The organism is Pseudomonas vanderleydeniana (assembly GCF_014268755.2).
GTDB lineage: Bacteria > Pseudomonadota > Gammaproteobacteria > Pseudomonadales > Pseudomonadaceae > Aquipseudomonas > Aquipseudomonas vanderleydeniana.
Window position 1 is genome coordinate 3,637,493 of the sequence record NZ_CP077093.1, and the last position, 24,749, is coordinate 3,662,241.

5 protein-coding genes are annotated in these 24,749 nt (G+C 66.0%); all 5 read left to right on the plus strand.

Translation table 11 applies throughout. The features are described 5' to 3' along the window. The first annotated feature begins 89 nt into the window (after nucleotides 1–89). From HU752_RS16530 to HU752_RS16550, 5 genes are read left to right on the plus strand one after another with little or no spacing between them, the layout of a single operon-like run. Nucleotides 90–10,502, plus strand: coding sequence for a non-ribosomal peptide synthetase (locus tag HU752_RS16530; protein WP_186676331.1), 10,413 nt, complete (start codon nucleotides 90–92; stop codon nucleotides 10,500–10,502). Continuing rightward, the gene (locus HU752_RS16535) at nucleotides 10,499–14,659 is read left to right on the plus strand and encodes a non-ribosomal peptide synthetase (protein WP_186676328.1); all 4,161 of its coding nucleotides are present in this window, start codon (nucleotides 10,499–10,501) and stop codon (nucleotides 14,657–14,659) included. The genes HU752_RS16530 and HU752_RS16535 overlap by 4 nt, the downstream gene beginning before the upstream one ends. After that, a complete protein-coding gene (locus tag HU752_RS16540) occupies nucleotides 14,659–23,805 on the plus strand; it encodes a hybrid non-ribosomal peptide synthetase/type I polyketide synthase (RefSeq protein WP_186676326.1) in 9,147 nt (3,048 codons plus the stop codon). Before HU752_RS16535 ends, HU752_RS16540 begins: the two co-directional genes overlap by 1 nt. Next, complete coding sequence (locus tag HU752_RS16545; RefSeq protein WP_186676324.1) at nucleotides 23,795–24,529, plus strand: hypothetical protein; 735 nt, start codon at nucleotides 23,795–23,797, stop codon at nucleotides 24,527–24,529. The genes HU752_RS16540 and HU752_RS16545 overlap by 11 nt, the downstream gene beginning before the upstream one ends. Next, a complete protein-coding gene (locus HU752_RS16550; RefSeq protein WP_186676323.1) occupies nucleotides 24,519–24,734 on the plus strand; it encodes an MbtH family protein in 216 nt (71 codons plus the stop codon). The genes HU752_RS16545 and HU752_RS16550 overlap by 11 nt, the downstream gene beginning before the upstream one ends. Nucleotides 24,735–24,749 lie beyond the last annotated feature (15 nt).

Consider the following 24,749-nt stretch of genomic DNA (forward strand, 5'->3'; position numbering starts at 1 on the left):
CCCGGCCCACAAGGCCGGGTCGCGGCGTGCGGGGCGTATCACGCCCCACAACCCAACAAAAATAATGCAGTCATGGATGGAAGCCTCTCATGTTCGACAAAACCTCGTTGCGTGATATGACGCCGGCGCAGTTCGCCGCTTTGCACAAACGGCCGAAGATCACCCCGGCAGTGCGGGACGACACGCCGCCGCCGGCATCCTTCGCGCAACGGCGACTGTGGTTCCTTGCCCAGTTGGCCGGAGGCGGCGATGCCTACCACGTGCCATTCGGGTTGCGTCTCAACGGGCCACTCGACCGTTCGGCACTGAGGCAGGCCCTGGATCGGTTGGTGGCACGCCATGAATCATTGCGCACGACCTTCAGCGTCGAGGGCGACGAGGTGGTCCAGCTGATCGCCGAAGCCGATTGCGGTTGTGCCTGGCAGATCGACGACCTGGCCCGACATCCAGGCGCCGATGCGCAGGTGGCGAGCCGGGCGGACGAAGAGGCGCGAACCGCCTTCGATCTGCGCGAGGGCCCACTGTTTCGCGCGCGCCTGCTGATCCTCGGCGAGCAGGAACATGTCCTGTTGCTGACCCTGCATCACATCATCTGTGACGGTTGGTCGATGGCTGTCCTGACCCGAGAACTGGGTGAGCTGTATGACGCCTTTCGCCAGGGACTCGACGACCCGCTGCCAGTCCCGACATTGCAATATGCCGACTACGCCCAATGGCAGCAGGGCTGGCTCGCCGAACAGGACCAGGCCGGGCACGCCGATTACTGGCGCGATACCCTGGCCGGGGCTCCGGCCTTGCTGGAGCTGCCGGGCGACCGCCCGCGTCCGGCACTGCAGCAGTACCAGGGTGGCTTCGAACCGCTGCAACTGGACGAAACCCTGACCCAGCAGCTCAAGGCCCTGAGCCTGCGCCATGGCTGCACATTGTTCATGACCTTGCTGGCCGGCTGGACGGTACTGCTGGCTCGCCTGTCGGGCCAGGACGACCTGTTGATCGGAACGCCGGTGGCGAATCGGACACGACGGGAAACCGAAGGCCTGATCGGCTTTTTCGTCAACACCCTGGTGTTGCGCCTGTCACTGGCCGATTCGCCGACGACCGTTCAGTTACTCGAACAGGCCCGGGCCGTGGCGCTGGGCGCCCAGGAACATCAGGAATTGCCCTTCGAGCAGGTGGTGGAGTTGCTCAATCCGGAGCGAAGCCAAGCCTACAGCCCGCTGTTCCAGGTGATGTTCGCCTGGGAAAACACCGAACCGGGGACACTGCAACTAGGCGGGTTGAGCGGCCAGCCACTGCGCGGCAGCCCGCAGGTGGCCAAGTTCGACCTCACCCTGGTGCTGGCCGAGCAGGACGGGCGGATTGTCGGTGGGCTGGAGTATGCCCGCGCACTGTTCGACGGGACCACGATCGCGCGCTTTGCCGGCTACCTGCGCCAGGTGCTGGAAGGCATGGTGGCTCAACCACAGCAACCGGTTGCGGCACTGCCGCTACTCAGTGTCGAGGCCCGCGACAACCTGGTCCGCGAGTGGGGCGGTAGCGCACCGGCTGTCCAGCCGACAGGTTATCTGCACCGCTTGTTCGAAGCGCAGGTACGGCGAGATCCGAAAGCGGTCGCCGTGCGTTGTGGCGACGACAGCCTCAGCTATGGCGAACTCAATACCCGCGCCAATCGCCTGGCCCATGAGCTGCGGGCGCTGGGCGTCGGCCCGGAGGTGAGGGTCGGGCTGTGCCTGGAGCGGACCCTGGACATGCCGTTGGCGGTGCTTGCCGTACTCAAGGCCGGCGGTGCCTATGTGCCGCTGGACCCGGGTTATCCGTTGGCACGCCTGCAGCACATGCTGCTCGATAGTGCACCGTTGGTGGTTCTCTGCCATGGCCCGGCCCGCTCTGCATTGCGCACGGCCCTCGATGGCCTGGCAGCGCAACCGCTATTGCTCGACCTGCAGGATGCCTCACGCCGGGCTGCCCCCCCGGATCATGACCTCGCGCCCGAGGCGCTGAGGCTGACACCCGACCATCTGGCCTATGTGATCTACACCTCGGGCTCCACCGGCCAGCCCAAGGGGGTGATGGTCGAACATCGGGGCCTGCAGGCGGTCAGCGCCGCCTGGGAGGACCTCTACGCCCTGCGGCCGGGGCTGCGGCACCTGCAGATGGCCGGATTCTCCTTCGATGTGTTCAGTGCCGACCTGATTCGGGCCTTGTGTTTTGGTGGCGAACTGGTGCTGTGCCCGCGCCAGACGCTGATGGACCCACCTGCGCTGTACACGTTGCTGCGTGACGCGCGAATCGACTTTGCCGACTTCGTGCCTGCGGTGCTGGGCCCATTGCTGGCCTGGGCCGAAGAGCGCGACCAGGACCTGTCGTTTCTCGAGACGGTGGTGTGTGGCTCGGACACCTGGAGCGTGCACAGCGCCCGCCAGTTGCGACAGTTGTGTGGCGCTGGGGTGCGTATCGTCCATGCCTATGGCGTCACTGAAGCCAGCATCGACAGCACCTGCTTCGAACTGCCTGTGCAGCCAGTGGCCGAAGCCAGCCTGCCGATCGGCCGGGCATTGGCCAGCGCCCGTATCTATTTGCTGGACGGCTTTGGAGCGCCGGTTCCGCCCGGGGTTCCGGGCGAGCTGCATATCGGCGGGGTGGGGGTCGCCCGGGGTTACCTGAACCAGCCCGAACTGACGGCTGAGCGGTTTGTCGACAACCCATTCGTTGCGGGTGAGCGCCTGTACCGCAGTGGTGACCTGGCGCGCTACCGCGCCGACGGCAACCTGGAATTCCTCGGGCGCAACGACGCGCAGGCCAAACTGCGTGGCCTGCGCCTGGAACCGGGTGAGATCGAGGCGCGCCTGACCGATATCGCCGGCGTTCGCGATGCTGTCGTGCTGCTGCGCAACGACGCCAGCAGCCAGTCCCGGCTGGTGGCGTACTACCTGGGCAGCGATGCCCGGGGCATCAGCCCTGGCGTGCTGCGCGAGCAGTTGGCCCTGCACTTGCCGGACTACATGGTGCCCAGCGCTTTCGTGCATCTCGATGCATGGCCGCTGACCGCCAACGGCAAGCTTGACCGTACGGCCTTGCCGGCACCGGATACCGCAGCCCTCGACCAGCGCCACTACGTTGCGCCACAAAACGAGCTGGAAACCGCGCTCGCACGGATCTGGAGCGAAGTGCTGGGCGTCGAGCGGGTAGGGCGTGATGACCATTTCTTCGCCCTGGGCGGGCATTCGCTGCTGGTGATGCAGGTGATCGCGCGGATTCGACGTCATCTGGGGCGGGAGGTGTCGGCCTCCGCACTGTTCGCCGCTCCGCAGTTGAAAGCGTTCTGCCGCAACCTGGAAGGCTCGACGCAGCGCCCGCAGACGCCGATCAGGCGGATCGAACGAGGCGGCGCGCAAACGTTGTCGTTTGCCCAGCAACGCCTGTGGTTCCTGGCGCAGATGGAGGGTGGGAGCGCGGCCTACCACATGCCGTTGAACCTGCGCTTGCGCGGCCAACTGCAGGTGCCGGCGCTTGAACGTAGCCTCAATCAGTTGCTGGATCGACATGAAGCCCTGCGCACGCGCTTCATCAGCGTCGAGGGCGAGCCTCGGCAAGTGATTGCAGAGCCCGGGCAGGGACTGAAACTGGAGCGGCTCGGCGCCACCGACGACACTGACCTGGAGCGACTGGTCGCCCATGAAGGCGCCCGCGGCTTTGACCTGGAGCACGGCCCGCTGATCCGTGCGGTGCTGGTCCGGCTGGCCGATGACGAGCACCTGCTGCTGTTGACCCTGCACCATATCGTTTCCGATGGCTGGTCGATGGGCGTCCTGACCCGTGAGCTCAGCCAGCTGTATGCGGCGGCGTTGGCGGATCGCGACGATCCCTTGCCGGCGCTGCCACTGCAATACCTCGACTATTCGGCCTGGCAACGCCAGTGGCTGAGCGGCGAAGTGCTGCAGCGCCAGAGCGACTATTGGCGCGAGGCCCTGGCCGATGCACCGGTGCTGCTGGAACTGCCGGCGGACCACAAGCGTGCGCCGGTACAGGACTATCGGGGTGCGGTGGTACCGCTGGTACTGGACGAGGAACTGACCCGTCGTCTCAAGGAACTCAGCCATAGTCAGGGCACGACCCTGTTCATGACCGTGCTCGCCGGCTGGGCACTGGTGCTGGCCCGCCTGTCGGCGCAATCCGACGTGGTGATCGGCGTGCCCGTGGCCAACCGTCCAAACAGCGAGCTGGAGGCGTTGATCGGTTTCTTCGTCAACACCCTGGCGCTGCGCCTGAGGGTGAATGGCAACCCCAGTGTCAGCCAGTGGTTGCAACACACCCGCCAGGTCGCGTTACAGGCCCAGGAACACCAGGACCTGCCGTTCGAGCAGGTGGTCGAGTTGCTCAATCCGCCACGTAGCCTGGCCTATAGCCCGTTGTTCCAGGTGCTGTTCGCCTGGGAACAGGGCCAGCAGGGCCAATGGGCATTACCCGGGCTGACGGTGGAGGCGGTCGAGAGCCGCCAGCCTGTCGCCAAGTTCGACTTGCAACTGGCCCTCAGTGAACGCGACGGGCAGATCGTCGGTGGCCTGGAGTATGCCTCGGGTCTGTTCGACGCGCAGACGGTTGCCGGTTTCGGCGAGTACCTGCGCCGGGTGCTGATGCAGATGACGGCCGACAGCGACCAGGCGGTCGCCCGTCTCGACCTGCTGACGCCTGAACAACGGCGCAAGTTGCTGCACGAGTGGAGCCGCAGTGACACGGATCGCGCTCCGCAGGGCCGCTTCCTGTCCCGTTTCGAGGCCCAGGTGCGAAGGGCACCGCAGGCCACGGCGCTGATTCATGAGGACCAGCACCACAGCTACACCGAGCTGAACGCCGCAGCCAATCGCCTGGCGCATTTCCTTCGCGAGCAGGGTGTTGCCCCCGAGGATCGGGTGGGCCTGAGCCTGGAGCGTTCGCCGCAGATGATCATCGGCCTGCTGGCGATCCTCAAGGCCGGCGCCGCCTATGTGCCGTTCGACCCGGCCTATCCGAGCGAGCGCCTGGCCTACATGCTCGACGACGCAGCGCCGAGCCTGCTGCTGACCCACTCGGGGCTGCGGGAAAGGCTGCCGGCGCGCGCCGGTGAGCGTCCCCTCTACTGCCTGGACAGCGACCAGTCGCTCTGGGCCGACCAGCCCGGCAGCAACCCGGAGGTGGCGACGCGGCCGGACAACCTGGCCTACGTGCTGTACACCTCCGGCTCCAGCGGTCGTCCCAAGGGGGTGGCGCATACCCTCCGGGCCCTGGACAACCTGATCGACTGGCAACTGCACGAAGCCGCGGGACAGACGCCGGCACCACGGCGAGTGCTGCAATTCGCCTCGCTGAACTTCGATGTTTCGTTCCAGGAAATCTTCAGCACCCTGTGCCAGGGCGGCTGCCTGGTACTGATGAGCGAGGACGGGCGCAAGGATCTCGCCACGTTGCGTCCGACCCTGGTGGCCAACGACGTGCAGCGGGCATTCCTGCCATTCGCCGTACTGCAGCAGGTGGCGGGCCTGACGCAGGCCGATGCGCCAGTGCCGCGCGGCGGCTGCGATATCGTCACCGCCGGCGAGGCACTGAGGGTCAATGACGAGCTGCGCGGCTTCGTCCAGGGATTGGGCGGTGCGCATCTGTACAACCAGTATGGCCCGACCGAGAGCCATGTGGTTAGTCAGTTCAGCCTGGCCTGTGCCGCAGCCGCCGACTGGCCGGAGGCCCCACCGATCGGCCGGCCCATCAACAACGCGCGGCTGTACGTGCTGGACGACGCCCTGAACCTGGTGCCGCCGGGCGTCGCGGGCGAGTTGTATATCGCGGGCGCCTGCCTGGCGCGCGGCTACCTGAACCAGCCGGAGCTGACCGCCGAACGTTTCCTGCCTGACCCCTTCAGCGAGGAGCCCGGGGCGCGCATGTACCGCAGCGGCGACCAGGCAAGGTGGCTGGCTGACGGCAACCTGCAGTACCTGGGGCGCATCGACCAACAGGTCAAGCTGCGCGGTTTCCGGGTCGAACTGGGTGAAATCGACAGCCTGCTGCAACAACAGCCGGGTGTGTTGGAAGCGGCGGTGCTGCTGCGCGAGGATGCGCCGGGGGACAAGCAACTGGTGGCCTACATCGTTGGCTCGGCTCCGGTCGAGACGTTGCGCGAAGCCCTGCGTCGCCAGTTGCCCGACTATATGGTTCCCAGCGCCTGGGTGTCCCTGGCGAACCTGCCACTGACCCGCAACGGCAAGCTCGACCGCCGTGCCTTGCCCGTACCGGAGCGAATCTCCGCCAGCGCCTACGTGGCGCCCCGGGAAGCCGACGAGATCCAGTTGACCGCCATCTGGGCCGAGGTGCTCAGGTGCGAGCGGGTGGGGCTGCAGGACAATTTCTTCGAGTTGGGCGGGCACTCGCTGTTGGCCACTCGACTGGTCTATGCCATCAACCAGCGCATGGCTGCGCAACTGTCCCTGAGCAGCCTGTTCAACACACCGACGCCGGGTGAACTGATGGGGGCTATCCGCGCCAGTCGCGACGAGCAGATCCGCAACGAGCCGGCCTTCGCGGTGATCCAGCCGGACCCGGCGGGCCGTTACCAGCCGTTTCCACTGACCGATATCCAGCAGGCCTACTGGTTCGGTCGCGAGTCGACGGTCAGCCTCGGCGGGGTCAGTGCCCACGGCTACGAGGAATTGCGTATCCGCGATTTCGATATTGCGCGTTTCGAGCGTGCGCTGAACCGGATGATCGAACGGCACGACATGCTGCGCGTGGTGTTTCTCAGTGATGGGACCCAGCAGGTGCTGGAGCAGGTACCGACGTATCGGATGCCACAGACCGACTTGCGTGGCCTGGACCGTGAAGCGGCGCAACAGGCCCTGGACAACAATCGCCAACGCCTGTCCCACCAGGTGCTGGACGCCAGCCGCTGGCCGTTGTTCGAATTCAGCCTGACCCTGCTGGACGACGGTATCAGCCACCTGCATATCAGCCTCGACGCGCTGATCGTCGATGCGGCCAGCAGCCAGATTCTTGCCCGTGAACTGATGGGCTTCTACCTGGAGCCGCAACGGACACTGCCCGCACCGGGCCTGAACTTCCGTGATTATGTCCTGGCCGAGCAGCAACTGCGCAGGGGTGCGCGCTACGAGCGGGCGCTGGCCTATTGGCGCGAGCGGGTTGCGGACCTGGCGCCTGCACCGGATCTGCCCCTGGTGTGCCAGCCACAGAGCATTGCCACGCCGCACTTCACACGACGCGACCGGCAACTGTCGGTCGAGCACTGGAGCCGGATCAAGGCGCTGGCCAAGCAGTTCGGCGTGACGCCGTCGGTGGTATTGCTCACCGCCTTCTGCGAAGTACTCGCCCTGTGGAGCCGCCAGCCACGCTTTACGCTCAGCCTGCCGCTGTTCAATCGGCTGCCCTTGCACCCGGAGGTGGACTCGATCATCGGCGACTTCACCTCGCTGGTGCTGCTGGAGGTGCAGATCGATGGCAACCTCGGCTTTACCGACAAGGCCCGGGCCATTCAACAGCGCCTCTGGCAGGACATCGACCATGCGGTGGTCAGCGGCGTGCGCGTACTGCGCGAGCTTTCACAGGCCCGCGGCGCGCAACAGACAGCGATTCCGATCGTCTTCAACAGCACCCTGTCCGAAGCCGCCACGCAACAGGCCGAGTACAACCTGGCCGATGCCCTGCAGGCGCAGAACGTACACAGCATCACCCAGACCCCGCAGGTGTGGATCGACCATACCCTGCTGGAGCTGGAGGGCCGCCTGCTGTTCAACTGGGACAGCATCGACGAGCTGTTCCCCGAAGGCCTGGTCGAGCAGATGTTCGTTGCCTACAACCAGGTACTTGACCGTCTGCTTGAGCCGGCAGCCTGGTCAGCCGGCACGCCCGCGCTGTTGCCACAGGCCTGCCTGCCGCCGGCACCGGCGTATCGGCAAACACCGTTGCTGATGCACGAGTTGTTCGATCGACAGGCGCAGGCGACCCCGGATGCCGTGGCCCTGATCGCACCAGGCCGGCAACTGAGCTACGCGCAGTTGCGCCATGAGGCTCGTCAGCTCGGTGCACACCTGCAGGCACAGGGCGCAAGGCCCAACCAGCTGGTCGCGGTCATGATGGAGCGCGGTTGGGAGCAACTGGTGGCAACCCTGGCGATCCTGTACGCCGGGGGCGCCTACCTGCCGATCGATCCAGCGCTGCCGGCCCAACGGGTCCGGCATCTCCTGGAGCGGGCCGAGGCCCGTCTGCTGCTCGGTCAGCCGCCCCTGAAACCGGACAGCCAATGGTCGGACCTGGTGCGGATCATCACCGTCAGCGAGTCCCTGGACACCGGCGAAACAGCCCTGCAAACGGTTGAACTGACCCCCGAAGACCTGGCCTACGTCATCTACACCTCCGGTTCGACCGGCATGCCCAAGGGAGTGGTGATCGACCATCGGGGGGCGGTCAACACGTTGCTGGACATCAACCGGCGCTTCGCCGTCGGAGCGCAGGATCGGATCCTGGCGATCTCGTCGCTGAGTTTCGACCTGTCGGTCTATGACTTTTTCGGCAGCCTGGCCGTCGGCGCTGCGGTGGTGTTGCTCGAACCTCGCCTGGCGCTTGACCCGCTGCACTGGCGCGAGCTGATCGAGCGGCATCGCGTCAGCCTGTGGAACTCGGTACCGGCGTTGCTCGGGCTGTTGCTGGAATCGGTCGAACAGCAGGGCGGCGAGCTGCCGCCCTGCCTGAGGCTGGCCATGCTTTCCGGCGACTGGATCCCGCTGAACCTGGCGGATCGGGCGCGGGCATTGCAACCGGCCATCGAGGTGGTCAGCCTCGGTGGTGCAACCGAGGCCTCGATCTGGTCGATCTGCTATCCGATCGGCCCGGTCGATCCCGACTGGCGCAGCATTCCCTACGGCAAGGCATTGGACCACCAGCGTTTCCATGTGCTCGACCAAGCGCTGCAGCCACGTCCGACCTGGGTGCCCGGTCAGTTGTACATCGGTGGCGTGGGCCTGGCGAAGGGCTACTGGCGTGACGAGAAACAGACCTCGGCCAGTTTCTTCGCCCACCCGGCGACCGGTGAGCGGCTGTATCGCACCGGCGACCTGGGGCGCCTGTTGCCTGATGGCAACATCGAGTTCCTCGGGCGCGAGGATAACCAGGTCAAGGTCCAGGGCTACCGCATCGAACTGGGGGAAATCGAAGCCGTGCTCAACCGCCATCCTGGCGTGCAGAGTGCGGTGGTACGGATACTTGGCGAACAGTTGGGGGAGAAACGCCTGGTGGCCTATGTCATCAGGAGCGACGCTCAACTGCAGGCCAGTGACTTTGCCCTGTACCTGGCCGACAAGCTGCCGGCCTACATGGTGCCGACTTCCTTTACCTTCCTCGCGGCCTGGCCGCTGTCGGCCAACGGCAAGGTGGACAAGAACCGCCTGCCGCAACCGCAGGAGGACGAGGATTCAGGACCATTGCTGACTCCCGAAGGCCCGAGGGAGCAGCGGCTGGTGGAAATCGTCGAGCAACTGCTCAAGCGCCAGGCGATTGCCGGCAATGCCAACCTGCTCAGCCTGGGGGCCACGTCGATCGATATCGTGCGCATCAGCAACGCCCTGGCCGCCGAGTTGCAGTTCCGGCCGCATCTGGCGCAGCTGCTGGCCCAGCCAACCCTGGCCAACCTGATCGAACTGTACCGTCGCAACCTGGCGACACAGTCATCGCCCAGCCGTGTCCCGCAACCTGCGGCGGCCGAGGAGGTGATCGAGGATCCGCAACTGCGCCAGCAGTTCAAGGCCGATGAACGGGGGCGCCGACGCTTCGCCCAGCCGTTGCCGGCAGTGGCCCTGGCACTGCCGACAGACGCCGGATTCGCCCAGCGTTTTCGTGAGTGTCGTTCGGTACGCCGCTACGACCCGCAGGCTATCCCGAACAGCGCATTCGCCCATTGGCTGGCCGGGCTGTCGCGTGGACAGCTCGACGGTGAAGTGAAATACCAGTTTCCCTCGGCCGGTGGTCTCTATCCGCTGCAGGCCTACCTGTACATCAAGCCGCAGCGAGTGGAGGGTGTGCCGGGTGGCGCGTTCTACTACGACCCGGTACGCCATCGACTGCTGTCGATGGGCGAAGATTCCCAGCTCGATCCCGACACCTACGACTACTTCGTCAACCGTCCGGTCTACGAGAACGCCGCGTTCTCGCTGTTCCTCATCGCCGACATGGCCGCGATCCGGCCGCTCTACGGCGAACGCAGCCGCGATTTCTGCCATATCGAGGCCGGGGCCATGACCCAGTTGCTGACCCTGACGGCGGCCCACCATGGCCTGGGGCTGTGCGGCATGGGTTCGATCGATGAGCAGGCGCTGCCACGGCTGTTCGAGCTGGGGGCGAGCCATCAACTGATCTATTCGATGGTCGGCGGTCTGCGGGACGAGGGAGAACGGCGCAGCACCGAGGTGGAGGCATTCACCCGCACACAGGCGCAAGACGACAGCGACATGGAGGAGATTGAGATATGAATGCCGATCAGTTGCTGGCCTTTTTCGACCGTCACGGCGTGGTGCTGGAAGTCGAGGGTGACAAGCTGCGCTGCAAGGCGCCCAAGGGCTTCCTCGGCGAAGACCTGCTGCAGGCACTCAAGCTGCACAAGCAGGCGTTGATCGAGCGCTTGACCGCCGCCATGGGCGTCACCCCGCGAGCGGCTGGCACGGCGCCGCTGCCGCTGTCGTTTTCCCAGCGACAGTTGTGGTTTCTCGACCAGCTGGAACCGGGCAACCCGTTCTACAACATTCCCAATGCCCTGGTGCTCAAGGGGCGACTGGACGTCGCCGTGCTGGAGCAGGCGCTGAACGAACTGGTACGCCGGCATGAGGTGCTGCGCACCCGCTTCGGCGACCACGATGGCGAACCTTGCCAGGTCGTGCACCCGTACCGGCCCATGACGCTGGCGGTCACCGACCTGCGTGAGCTGCCGGCCCACGAACGCGAACTGGCGGCACGGGCGAGGGTGTCCGAAGACGCTCGGGCGCCGTTCGACCTGGGGCGCGGGCCGTTGCTGCGGACCTCGCTGGTGCGGCTGGCGGACGAAGAACACCTGTGGTTGTACAACCTGCACCATATCATTGCCGATGGCTGGTCGATGGGTATCGTCCTGCGTGAAGTGGTGACCCTCTACGGCGACTACCTCAGGGGCGAACCCGCGAGCCTGGCGGCATTGCCGGTGCAGTACGGCGATTATGCCTGCTGGCAACAGCGTCTCCTGGGGGGCGAAGCCTTGCAGGCGCAGCTCGACTATTGGCGCCGCACGCTGGCTGACGCACCACCGCTGCTGACGCTACCCACCGACCGGCCGCGCCCGCCGGTGCAGCGCTATGCCGGCGCCACCTTCGCCAGCCGTATCGAGGCCAGCACCCTGCGTGAGTTGCAGGACCTTGCTCGGCAGACCCAGGGTTCGCTGTTCAATGTGCTGATGGCGGCGCTGGCCGTGTTGCTCTGGCGTCACAGCGGCCAGCAGGACGTGTGCATCGGCACGCCGTTCGCCAACCGTGGGCAGGCCGAAATCGAGCCGCTGATCGGCCATTTCGTCAATACCCTGGTGATCCGCAATCGCTTGCAGCCGCAGTGGACCTTTGCCGAGCTGCTGCGTGAAGTACGCGCCGCGATGCTGGAGGTGCACGCTCATCAGGATGTGCCGTTCGAACGGGTGGTGGAAGCGGTCAACCCCGCGCGCGACACGTCCTATTCACCGCTGTTCCAGGTGATGCTGGTCCTGCAGAACACACCGGGTGCGGCGATCGAAATGCCCGGGTTGAACCTGGCGCCCTACGCGACCAGCAGTGCCACCGCGAAGTTCGACCTGGCCTTCGAATGGGTGGAGCAGGCCCAGGGCCTGCAACTGGTAGTCGAGTACAACACCGATCTGTTCGACGCGAGTACCGTGGAGCGCCTGAGCGGGCATTACCGGCAGTTGCTGGAGCAGATTGCAGCCGATGCCAAGCAACCGATCGGCACCCTGCAGCTGCTGACCGAAGCCGAGCGTGAGCAGATCGTCGTCGACTGGAACCGCAGCGTACCACTGGCCCGTGAGCCGGGCTGCGTACATCGGTTGATCGAGGAGCGGGCGGCGATGGCACCGCACGATTGCGCGGTGATGTGCGAAGGTCGGCAATTGAGCTATATCGAGCTCAATCAGCGGGCCAACCGCCTGGCCCATCACTTGCGCAGCCTCGGTGTAGGTCCGGATGTGCGCGTGGCCGTGTGCCTGGAGCGCTCCCTGGAACTGCCGGTGGCGATCCTCGCCGTGTTCAAGGCCGGTGGTGCCTATGTGCCGCTGGACCCAACGTATCCGATCGGACGCCTGGGCCACATGCTGACCGACAGCGGGCCCTGTGTCGCCCTGGTCCAGGAAGCGACACGCCAATTGTTGCGCGATGCGCAGGCAGTCGCACAGTGCGAGGTGCCGGTCCTGGATTTCGACCTGGATGCCGCCCGCTGGGATGGGCAGGCGGTTCACGATCCTGACGCGAGCGCGATCGGCCTGACGCCCGATCACCTGGCCTACGTCATCTACACCTCCGGCACCACAGGACTGCCCAAGGGTGTGATGGTCGCCCATCGTGGGCTGGGCAACCTGTTGCTGTGGTGCCAGCAGCTCGGTGGCGATGGCCGGCAAGCGAGCATGTTGCAGAAGATTTCGTTCGGTTTCGATGCTTCAGCCTGGGAGCTGCTCTGGCCGCTGGCGATGGGCGGACGCCTGGTGCTGGCCCGCCCCGGTGGGCATCTGGAGCCCGACTATCTGGTACGGACCGTTCGCGACCAGCGGATTTCGGCGCTGGTTTTCGTTCCGGCGATGCTGCAACTGTTCCTGGAGGTCGATGACGTCAGCCAGTGCCAGGACCTGCGCCACGTGTTCTGTGGTGGTGGCGAACTGACCCCAGCGATTGCCCGGCGTTTCCAGGAAGTGCTGCCCAACGCCCGCCTGCACAACGTCTACGGTCCCACCGAAACCACGGTGATCAACAGCATCTGGACCCTGCCGCCCGGAGCAGAGGTGCCGGTCAGGCAACTGCCGATCGGCCGGCCGATTGCCGGTAATCGGCTGTATGTCCTCGACCAGCACGACGCGCCGGTGCCCGTCGGAGTCAGTGGTCACCTGCATATCGGCGGCGTGGGCGTGGCCCGTGGCTACCTGGGGCTGGAGACGCTGACGGCAGAGCGGTTCATCGACAGCCCGTTCGAGCCGGGTGAGCGGCTGTATCGCAGCGGCGACCTGGCGCGCTACCGCGCCGACGGCCAGTTGGAATTCCTTGGTCGCAACGACTTTCAGGTCAAGCTGCGTGGTGTAAGGGTGGAACTCGGCGAGATCGAGGCACGGCTGGAAGCGTTCCCGTCCATACACCGAGCGGTGGTGCTGATGGTTGGCGACAACGCCCGGAACCAGCGTCTGGTTGCCTGCTGTTGTGCCGTACACGCGGATCGACCCGAGCCGGCGGCGGTTCACGAGCACCTGGCAGCGACCCTGCCGGCCCAGGTGTTGCCCAGTGCCTATCTCTGGCTCGAAGCCTTGCCGTTGACCGCCAATGGCAAGATCGATCGCGATGCATTGCGGGCCATGGCCGATCATGACCTGGCTAACCGCCAGGTCAATCTGTCGAGCCCGCGCGACTCGATCGAGCTGGCGCTCTACCAGATCTGGAAAGGTCTGCTGTTGGTCCCGCAGATCGGTATTCGCGACAACTTCTTCAATGTCGGCGGCACGTCCATCGCGGCGATCAAGATGGCGCACCAGGTTCGTGAGGTGTTCGGTATCGAACTGCCGATCCGTGTGGTCATCGGCCACCCGACCATCGAGGCCCTGGGTGGCTGGATCCGCTCCGGGGCGGGCCCTTCGGTGGCCCCGGGCAGCCTGATCGAGTTCCGCCCGGGCGCAGGACGGCGCAATGTGGTGTGCATTCATCCGGCCGGGGGGACGGCTTTCTGCTACCTGTCGCTGGCCAAGGTCCTCGATGAGTCGGTCGGGGTGTATGGCGTGCAATCGCCGGGGATCAACCCCGGGGAAGCCACGGAGCCGACGGTCGAGGCGATGGCCATCGCCTATCTGCGGCTGATCGAACCGCTGCTGGCGCAACCGCTGATTCTCACCGGGCTGTCCTTTGGCGGGCTGGTGGCCTACGAAATGGCGCGCCGCCTGACCGAGGCAGGGTATCGCCAGGTCACCGTGGTGCTGCTCGACACCCAGGGTTCGGACAACGCCGCCTACCGCCAGCAGATGGCGCCGGTGGACATGGCCGAGTTCCGCGACAAGCTGGTGCGTTTCAACGGCATGTACCCTGGCATCGATGACGCCCAGGTCGAGCGTTATTTCCATATCTACAACCACAACCGCATGGCGGTGGCGGGCTATGTCTGCGAGCCGAGGGCGGGGCGGGTGGTACTGATCCAGGCGCGTGAAGGCTTCAACCGGGCCCAGCTCCGCGGCCTGCGGGGTTTCTGGCGAAGGCGTGCCGGGGATGGCTACCTGGCCAAGCTGGTCAACGGCGGTCACTGGGACATGCTCGAAACCGTGGAGTTGCGGCGAGTTGCCAGAACCCTTGAACAGGAACTGCGGCGTTTCGATGCCAACGAGAGGCCGCTGGCCGCGACCTTTCCCGTCGACACCCTGGCGCAGGAGGCGTGATGGACAGCATGCAACAGGCAACTTCCATGGCCTTGCCGGCGACCCTGCTCGGGCGCCTGGCCGAACAGGTGAGGGCAACCCCCCAGGCCCTGGCCGTGATCGACCGCCAGGCGCAACTGACCTACAGCGAACTGGCCGCGGCCAGCGAACGTATCGCCCATGCGTTGATCGCGCGGGGCGTTCGTCCGGGACAAGCGCTGGCGCTGTGCATGCCACGGTCCTGGCACTGGCTTGCCGCGATCATCGGTGTGCTCAAGGTGGGGGCGGTGGTGGTTCCACTGGACCGCGCCAGTCCGAAGGCACGTCAGGCACGGATGCTGGAGGACGCCGGCTGCGTCGGCCTGCTGGTGGCGGAGCGACTCACCGAACTGTCGGCCACCTTGTGGCAGGCCGAGGTTTCGCAGCTGCTGGAGTCGGTGGCCGCGAATCCATTGGAACGGGTCAGCGATCCGGCGGCGGTGAGTTTTCTCTTCTACACCTCGGGCTCGACCGGCATGCCCAAGGCGGTCGAGGTCGGCGAGCTCGGCATGTTGCGCCTGGTACAAGCGGGCAGCTACATCGATATCCCGCCAGGCGAGCGGATCGCCTGCCTGGCCAATCCGGCGTTCGATGCGATCAGCTTCGAAATCTGGGCACCGCTGCTCAATGGCGGTACCTGCGTCATCATTGCCGACGAGGATCTGCTCGATGCCCGGCAACTGGCGCAGGTACTGGAGACGCAGCGAGTCCATAGCCTGTTCATGACCGTCTCGCTGTTCAACACACTGGTCCGGGAGTACCCGCATTGCTTCGCCAGCCTGCGCCAGGTGCTGATCGGCGGTGAACAGATCAGCGCCGTGGCGGTGCGCGAGTGGTACCAGGCCAACCCGGATAGCGCCTGTCGAATCTTCAATGTCTACGGTCCGACCGAGTGCACCACGTTCGCCTTGTGCCAGCCGATCGCAAGGGACTTCAGGGGGGCTTCGGTGCCCATCGGGCGACCTTTGCCCGATACCGGGGTAAGGGTGCTCGACGAGCAGCAGCGACCCGTCACACCTGGCACGGTCGGCGAGCTGTACCTGAGTGGCAGTGGTGTAGCCCGAGGCTACCGCCAGCGCCCCGAGGAAACCGCTCGTGCGTTTCTGCTCCTGGCGGATGAGCACGGCCAGTTGCAGCGTCATTACCGCACCGGTGACCTGGTCCGGGAAAACGAATCCGGCCTGATCGAATACATCGGCCGCGCCGATCGGCAGGTCAAGGTACGAGGTTTCCGAATCGAACCGGGTGAGGTCGAGCAGCGGCTGGTCGAGCATCCCGGTGTGGCCCAGGCCTATGTCTGCACACGACGCCAGGCTGCCGAGGAGCACCAGTTGCTGGCCTTCATCGTGCCGCGTGGCGAGCTCGGGCAGGCCGATTTCGATGCCTACCTGCAAGCGCAACTGCCCGCGTACATGCGCCCGCACCATCTGTTTCTGCTCGATCGCCTGCCCTTGACCGCCAATGGCAAGGTCGACCGCAGACGGCTGCTGGAGCAGGACCTGCAACCCTGGCGCGCGCCCGTCTCGGGCGAGCGGTCGAGCGCTGAAGAGCAGGGCGCGGAACTGACCTGGTTGCTGGCGCAGGTACGTACGCTGCTGGGGCAGCCGCAGCTCACCGCCCAGGATGACTGGCTGGGCAGTGGCGGCGATTCGCTGAAGGCCTTGCGGCTACGCTCGGCCATTCGCCAGCAATGGCAGGTGGAGTTGAGCATGGCGCAGCTGCTGGGCGAGTCGTTCGCCGGGCTGGCCTGGCGCCTGCGCGCCCCGCAGTTGTCCGCGCCGGTCTATCCACCCGCGCCCCCCCGCAGCCACACATGGCGGCTGCCCGCTACCGCCGAGCAACGCCGTCTGTGGCTGCTGCAGCAACGCGAACCGGACTCGACGGCCTATAACGTGCCGCTGGTGCTGCACCTGCCGTCCGCCATCGACCTGGATGCGCTGGCCACGGCGGTAGGGCAACTGGTCGAACGCCATGCGGCCTTGCGTACCCGATTCGTATCCGGCCCGGATGGGCTCGACCAACAGATTGCCGAGCAGGGCACGAGCTGCCTGCGCATGCCCCTGGGGCAATTCACCGAGGACAACTGGCAGGCCTTCGCCGCCCTGGTGTTCGCCACGCCCTTCGACCTGGGCACCGCAACGCTGTTCCAATCCTGGCTGCTGCCCTTCGCCGACGGCAGTGCCCGGCTGCTGTGGCACCTGCATCACAGCGTGGTCGATGGCTGGTCGCTGAATTTGCTGTTCGACGACCTGGTTGCGCTGTATGAGGCCAATCGGCGCGGCACAGCCGAGCCCGAGCGGCTGGAGTGCCTGACGCCGCTGGAGTTCGGCCAGTGGCAGGGGCGCTGGGGTGTCGCGCCCTACTACCGCCAGCAGCGGCGCGCCCTGGCGCAGTTCTTCCGCGAACAGCCCCCGGCTTCTGCGGCATGGGGCCCGCAACGCCGCGAGCGCGGTGCACAGGCCGGGCAGTACCGCCAGCAGCTGCGAGTGACACAGTGCCAGGCGCTCGATCGATTTTGCGCGCAGCAGCGCCTGACCCGTTTCGAAGTCCTGTTCAGCGTGTTCACCTGGAGCCTGCATGCCTTGACCGGCCTGTCATGCCCTCGTATCGCCAGCCCGGTATCCAACCGTCCGCTGGGCGAGTTCGAGGACATCGTGGGGATGTTCGCCAACACCGTGCTGATCCCGACGCAGCTCGCCGGCTCTCGTTCGCTGACGGACCAACTGCGTGAGCAGACCGCTCGGGTTCGCCACGTCCTGGCATTGCAGGATGTGGCCTTGGCGGACGTGGTGGAGGACTTGCACCTGTCGGGTCAGCAGGCGTTGTTCGACTTCATGTTCGTGCTGGAGAACACCGACTTCAGCAAACTGGACGGGCTCCAGGCCCGGCTGGAGTTCACCGGGCCGGTGCAGGCCAAGTGCGCCCTGACCCTCTCCCTGGTGGACAGCCCGCAGGGGCTGGCGGCCTGGTGGGAATACCAATGCGACCATTTCACCGAGACACAGATCCAGGCGGCTGCCCAATTGTTTCAACGAGGCCTGGATGAACTGCTCGAAACCTCTGGTCATACCCGCCTGGACCAACTGTTGTTGCCATACCGTCGCAGCCTGCCAGCAGCCAGCCAGGGGCCGCTCACACCAGTGCCGTTCACCACGCTGGCAGACTGGTTCGAACACCAGGCGCGCTGCACTCCGGAAGCCACTGCGCTGGTCGCGGGTGAACGACGCCTGAGCTACCGGCGCCTGAACGAGCTGGCCGACTCCCTGGCCGCGACGTTAAGCGATGGGAGCAGCCTGCCGCCGCTGGGCGATGAGCCTGGCCCGGTGCTGCTGTTCCTCGAGCCCTCGATGGAGCACATTGTCGCCTTGCTGGCCCTGGCCAAGCTCAACCTGACGGCGGTGCCGCTCGACCCGGCCTATCCGCCGACGGTGCTGCACCAGGTCGTCAACCAGTTCCGGGCCCATGGCTTGCTGTTCAGTGAGGACACCGAATCCGCCCTTGGGCGCTTGGAAGTGCCAGCCATCGCTTGCCATCGGGTCACCCTCGATGCGCCGCAGCGATCATTCCGACGCCGACCGCACCAGGGGCAACGGCCGCTGTACATGCTGTTCACCTCCGGTTCGACCGGTACCCCCAAGGGTGTTCGGGTATCGGACCGGACCCTGTGCAATCTGCTGCACTGGCAGCGGGGGGAGGGTGGCCTCGGCGCGCGGGCGCGCACCCTGCAATTCTCCATGCTGTCGTTCGATGTCTCGTTCCAGGAAATCTTCAGCACCCTGTGCGGCGGCGGCTGCTACCACCTGATCGTGCCGGCTTGGCGCCACGACACTCCGGCACTGCTGGAGTACCTGCTCAAGGCCGATATCGAACGCCTGTTCATGCCTTGCGTGGCCTTGCAGCATCTGGCCGAAACAGCCGTGAGCCGGGGCATCTATCCGACACACCTGCGTGAGGTGGTGAGTGCAGGCGAGCAACTGCTGTGCAACGAGACCCTGCGCGGCTGGTTCGCCGGCATGCCCCAGGCGAGCCTGTACAATCACTATGGGCCGACCGAAACCCACGTGGTGTGTGGCTTGCGCCTGTCCGGTGACGCGCGGGACTGGCCCGTGCGCGCGCCGATCGGCCGGGCGGTGAACAATGCCTGCCTGCTGCTGGTGGATGAGGATGATCGGCCGGTACCTTCCGGCGTAAGCGGTTATCTGCTGGTCGCCGGACCGATGGTCGCACACTGCTACCTGGGTGATGCGCCCCTCAATGCCAGTCGCTTCGTCGAGTTGCCCGATCCGACGGGCACGACTCGCCTGTTCTATCGCACCGGTGACCTGGCCCGCGTTGACGCCTCGGGGTGCCTGCATTACCTGGGGCGTGACGACCAGCAGGTCAAGGTCAGCGGCCACCGCCTGGAGCTCGGGCAGATCGAGGCCGCGCTGATGCAACGGCCCGAGGTGAGCGTTGCCATCGTCACCGTGGACGCTGACTCGGCGAAACTCAACGCCTACCTGCAACTCGACGGCTTGCCGCCGACGCCGCAGGAACTGGACAATCACCTGGCCCGGGAACTGCCGGCACCGGTGCGGATCGCCAGCTATTGGCGCATCGACCAGTGGCCCCGTACGCCCAGCGGCAAGGTCGATCGCAAGGCGCTTGCGGGGCAGGGCGAATGCCTACAGGGTCAGCCGGCCAGTGAACCCGAGCAGGTCAGCCCCCTGCAGCAACGCCTGCGCGAGCTGTTCGAGGCGGTGATTGGCCGGCCAATCGGCCTCGACCAGCGCTTCTTCGAGGCCGGTGCGACCAGCCTCGGCCTCATGCGCCTGCACGCTCGCTACAATCAGGAACCCGACCTGAAGGTGAGCATGGCCGATCTGTTCGAGCAGGTCAGCATCCGGCGCCTGGCCGCCCATTTGGCCAGTGCGCCGGCCGTGACGGAGCGGCAGTTGGGGAGTGGCGATGGCCGTCATTCGTCCATGGCCGTGATCGGCATGGCCGTGAATGTCGCCGGGGCTCCGGATCTGCGTGCATTCTGGTCGATGGTCCAGGCGGGCGAGTCCGGCATCGAGCGGTTCGAGGCCGACGAGGGGCTGGTCGGGGCGCGCAGCCAACTGAACGGGCTGCTGGATTTCGATCCCGAATACTTCGGTATCAGCCGCCAGGAAGCCCGGTTGATGGACCCGCAGCAACGCCATCTGCTGATGGCCTGCGTACAGGCCCTGGAGCATGCGGCGCTGGTGCCGACGGCTGGCGGGCCGCGGATCGGCCTGATCGCCAGTTGCGGGGAAACCACCTATTTCCAGCAACTGTTGAGACAGGCCGACGATGCCGAGCTGCCGGATACCTTTCAGATGGCCTTGCACCACGACAAGGACTTCCTGGCGACCAAGGCGGCCTACCACCTGAACCTCGGTGGGCCGGCCATGAGCGTGCAGGCCGCCTGTGGCAGTTCGCTGATCGCCGTGCACATGGCTGCTGCGTTGCTCAGGCAGGGGGATGCCGATGTGATGCTGGCTGGCGGCGTGCTGGTGGACCCGACCTTGACGGCGGGCTATCGCTACCGGCCGCAGCATATCTTTTCTCGCGACGGCCAGTGCCGGCCATTCAGTGACGACGCCAGCGGCACCCTGGGCGCCAGCGGCTACGGCGTGGTGGTGCTCAAGCCGCTGGCAGGGGCACAGCGCGATGGCGATCGGATCTACGGGGTCATCGAGGCCTCGGCCCTGAACAACGATGGCCACGACAAGATGAGCTATACCGCACCGTCGGTAGCCGGGCAGAGCGCGGTGATCCGCCAGGCATTGGACAAGGCCGGCCTGCGGGGTGCCGATATCGGCTATGTCGAGGCCCACGGCACCGGCACATTGCTGGGCGACCCGATCGAAGTGGCGGCCTTGAGCAAGGCCTTCGGAGCGGCGCCCAGCGATCACTGCGCCCTGGCTTCGGTGAAGAGCCAGATCGGCCACCTGGGCGCCGCGGCCGGCGTGGTCGGGCTGATTCGCGCGACCCTGGCGGTCTATCACGGTATCTTGCCGGCGAACCTGGGCTTCAATCGGATCAACCCGCAGATCGATCTGCGGCACACACCGTTCTACATCCCGACCCAACCACGTGCCTGGCCCGAAGGGCGCAGGCGTGTGGCCGGGGTGAGCAGCTTCGGTATCGGTGGCACCAATGCCCATGTCATCGTCGGGGCCGCCCCCACGAACGAGCGGCCAACGGCGCAGCCTGCGGCGTGCCTGCTGATCAGTGCGCACAGTCGCAGCGCACTGCTGCGCAACATCATGGCAATCAGGGCCTATCGGGACGAGTTCCCGCAGCGCCACGAAGCATTGCTGCGCTTCCTGCAATCGGGACGACGCCAGCACCGCTGGCGCTACGGCGTACGCCTGGAGGCCGGAGAAAACTGGCAGTTCGATGAGGCGCTGATCCGCGAGGTACCGCTGTCGACCCGCACCTGGTCGGCCGAGGCGGCAACGCCGGAGGCGATCCTGCAGGCCTGGTACGAGGGCGCCCAGTTGACCTGGCCGACACGCTCGGCGCCACCGCCCTGGGACCTGTCGCCCTCGGCCTTCGACCTTGAACCTTGCCAATTCCAGGCGACCGGGGGGCAGCAGGTCAAGACGGTCGAAGTCCAGCCGGAGTCTGTTCGCCATGCGTTGCCTGGCTGGTTCTATCAACGCCAATGGTTGCGCTTGCGTCGTGTGCGCAGTGAGCCTGTCGGCGAGCGCCGCGACACCCTGGTGATTTGTGCCAGCGGGGCGCTGGACGACAGCCTGCTGGAAGCGTTCGAAGGCGCCTATCAGCGTGTCGTGCAGATTCGCGCCGGTAACGGCCTGCGACGCCTGGGCGCCAATCGCTTCGAACTGGACCCCGGCGACGCGCGGACATTGTCGACGCTGCTGGCGGAACTGGTCGATCCGCAGGGCGGTGAACTGGATTGGTTGCACGCGTTGCCACTGTCGGTCAGCGGCGCCGTGAACGAACAGAGCCTGGCAGCCGCCCAATGGGCCTGCGTCGATACGCCGAGCGCCTTGCTCCAAGCCTGGGGGGAAATGGCCGGCTCGCCGAAGCTGCGGCTGTGGCTGCTGTCCGCGCAGGCCTGTGCGGTGGAAGGCGATATCCGCCGGCCCGAGCTGGGAGCCCTGGCCGGTATCTGCGAAGTGGCGCCCCAGGAGTACCCATTGCGAGTGCACTGGCTGGATTTGCCAGATGCTCAGTGGACGAACCAGGCCGCCAGCCTGGCTGCGCTGCTGGGCGATCCGGCAGCCCTGCCTCGGCGCCTGGCGGTTCGGGATGACTTCCTCTGGCAACCAAGACTGATTGCCAGTCGACCTCCGGTGCCACCGTCGGTTTCACCACTGTTGCCGCTCGATGGCACGTTCCTGGTCTTGGGGGGCAGCGGCGGTGTTGGCAGCAGCCTGTGCGAACACTTGCTGCAAGCCCCCGAACGTCGGGTCGTCGTACTGTCGCGCCGGGGGGAGGTGCCGCCAACCCTGGCCGGCCAGGGTGAGCGTGTCGAGTTCCTGCAGGCCGACATGACCGATCTCGCGCGCTGGCCGGCCATTGTCGAGTCCCTGGTGCAGCGCCATGGCCAGCTGGCGGGCATCATTCACGCGGCGGGCGTCGGTGCCGGCAGCCTGATCCGTTATCGTGATCCGCGGCAGATGGACCGTGTCATGGCCGCCAAGACCCTCGGCATGCTGGCGGTCGAAGCCTTGATCAGCCGGTTGTCACCGCGCTTCGTGCTGTACTGCTCGTCGATGTCGTCAGTGCTGGGCGGTGTGGGTCACCTGGACTATGCCGCCGCCAACGGCGTAATGGACAGCTTTGCGCATTACCGTCCGCCGGCAACGAGCCACTGCGTCAGGATGGGCATCAACTGGGATATCTGGCGCGAACGCGGCATGGCCACTGCGGTGAGCGCCAGCGACGAGGCTCATCAACGACACCTGGCCGTTGGCTTGTCGGCGCAGGAGGGCGGGCAGGTGTTCGATCTTGCCCTGGCGATGCAACTACCGCAGTGCCTGGTGTCGACTACTTCGATCGAAGCATCGCGCCAGTTCTACCCCCGGCGCCACTCTTTGGGCTCGCCCGAACCCACGTCGCCGGCCGGCGATGAGCGGGATCCGGCTACGCATCTGCGCGAGTGCCTGTGCCAGTGGCTCGGTAGCGACGAACTGGACGATGGCGATTCGCTGTATGAACTGGGCGCGGACTCCCTGACGCTGCTCGACCTGATCGACGAGGTACAGACGCAGTGGGGCATTGGCCTGCAGCTGTCGCAGTTCAGCCACAAGGTCAGCTTGCGGGAGATCCTCACGCTGATCGACGGCAGTGGTGCCAGGTCGGCGGTCGTCGATTGGGCCCGGGCCGTGCAACTGGATGTCTGGAACAGTGGTAACGGGCGCGACTGGCTGTTGCTGGTGCACCCGGTGGGGGGCGATGTGCAGGCCTATCGCGAACTGGCGGCGGCCTTGCCCGACTCGCTGGGTGTCTGTGTGATCGCCGATCCGTTGTTGCAGCATCCGCAGTTGCCGGCGATCACGATCGAACAGCGGGCCTCCTGTTACCTGCAAGCGCTGCAGGCCCGCTTTCCCCGCCAGTCTTGCAACTGGCGACTGGCCGGCTGGTCGTTCGGTGCCTGGGTGGTCCAGGCCATGTGCTCGCAGGCGCGGCAGGCAGGCCTGGAGCCGCCGTTGCTGTACCTGATCGACCCTCCCGCGCCGGATGCCGGCCAGGAATTGGCGAGGATGGACGAACGACACATCGAACAGGTGTTCCAGCGTGAATTCTCCCAACGCTGGCCACAGGCGATCGGGCAGGGACTGTCCGAGGAAATGCAGGCTTACCTGCAGCGCCTGGTCACCTGCTGCAAGCACAACATGGCAAGCATGGGCCATTTCACGCCGCCGGCCCTGCCGGACACGCCGGCCCGGTTGTTTATCGCCACGCAGGAAAACCCCTATGGCGTCGGCCGAGCCTGGCAGGCCAACCAGCTCAGGGCGGCCTGGCAGGCGCTGTTGCCGCGCATGCTCGACTGGCAGGCACTGGCCACCGACCACTACGGCATTGTCACGGGACACTGGGCCCGGCTGATAGGTGAAACGATTGCCCTGGGAGGTGAGCATGCATCCTGAACAGCGGACGGACTGGTACCAGGAGCTGATTGCGGTGCTGCTCGCCGGGCAGCCCGAGGACTGGGTGTTGCGCTGGAGCAACGAGCTGCAGACGGCGTTGGCCGGCTGGGGCGGGCCACCGCCTTTTCGCCTGATGCACGCCTGGCAGGCCGAGACGGTCCTGCCAGTCCTGCTTGAGGCCGGCATCGAGGGCGCCAGGGGCACGGACCTTCTGACCCTGCAGCAGTTACATCGCCGGGCGGCGCTAGGACTCAACGGGCGGCGCGGCGAATGGCTGGCAGCGCTCAAGGCGATCCTGCCTGGCCTCTACCGGCAGGCCTTTCCCTATGCCAGCAGTCATGCCCGGGCTCATGAAATCGCCCTGGACTATGCCACCGCACCGGCCAACACGGCGATGATCGCCGAGCACTTTGGTGATGCCAAGGCCTACGCCGACTACTACGCCCAGCTGAGCACCGAAGCCAACGCCATCGCGTTCGCCGATGCCAACAGCCGGGCCCATGCGCGGATCGCAGCGGGTGTCTATGCCGATAACGATGCCCGGCTCTACGGCGAAATCTGCGCCGGCGCGACGCGGGTCTGTGCACTGGCTGCGGCCGGTCGGCAGGACGCAGGGGCACACCGGTCGGTCCTGAAAAAACTGGCAGAGGGCTTGAGCCGCTGCCTTATCGAATCGGCTCCGGCCGCACGTGGTTATTTCTCTGGAGAACAGCATGAACAATGAAACGGAAATGTTCGACGTCGTGATCAATCCTCAGGGCCAATACTCCGTCTGGCCGCAGGGCAAGGTCATGGCCATCGGCTGGCGTGCCGTCGGTGCCGGTGGCGAGCGCCAGGCCTGTCTGGCCTACATCGACGAGCATTGGACCGACATGCGCCCGCGCTCGCTGCGCGAGGCAGGCGTCCAACGTGCGGCTGTGGGCCAATAACGCGAACAATTCGAA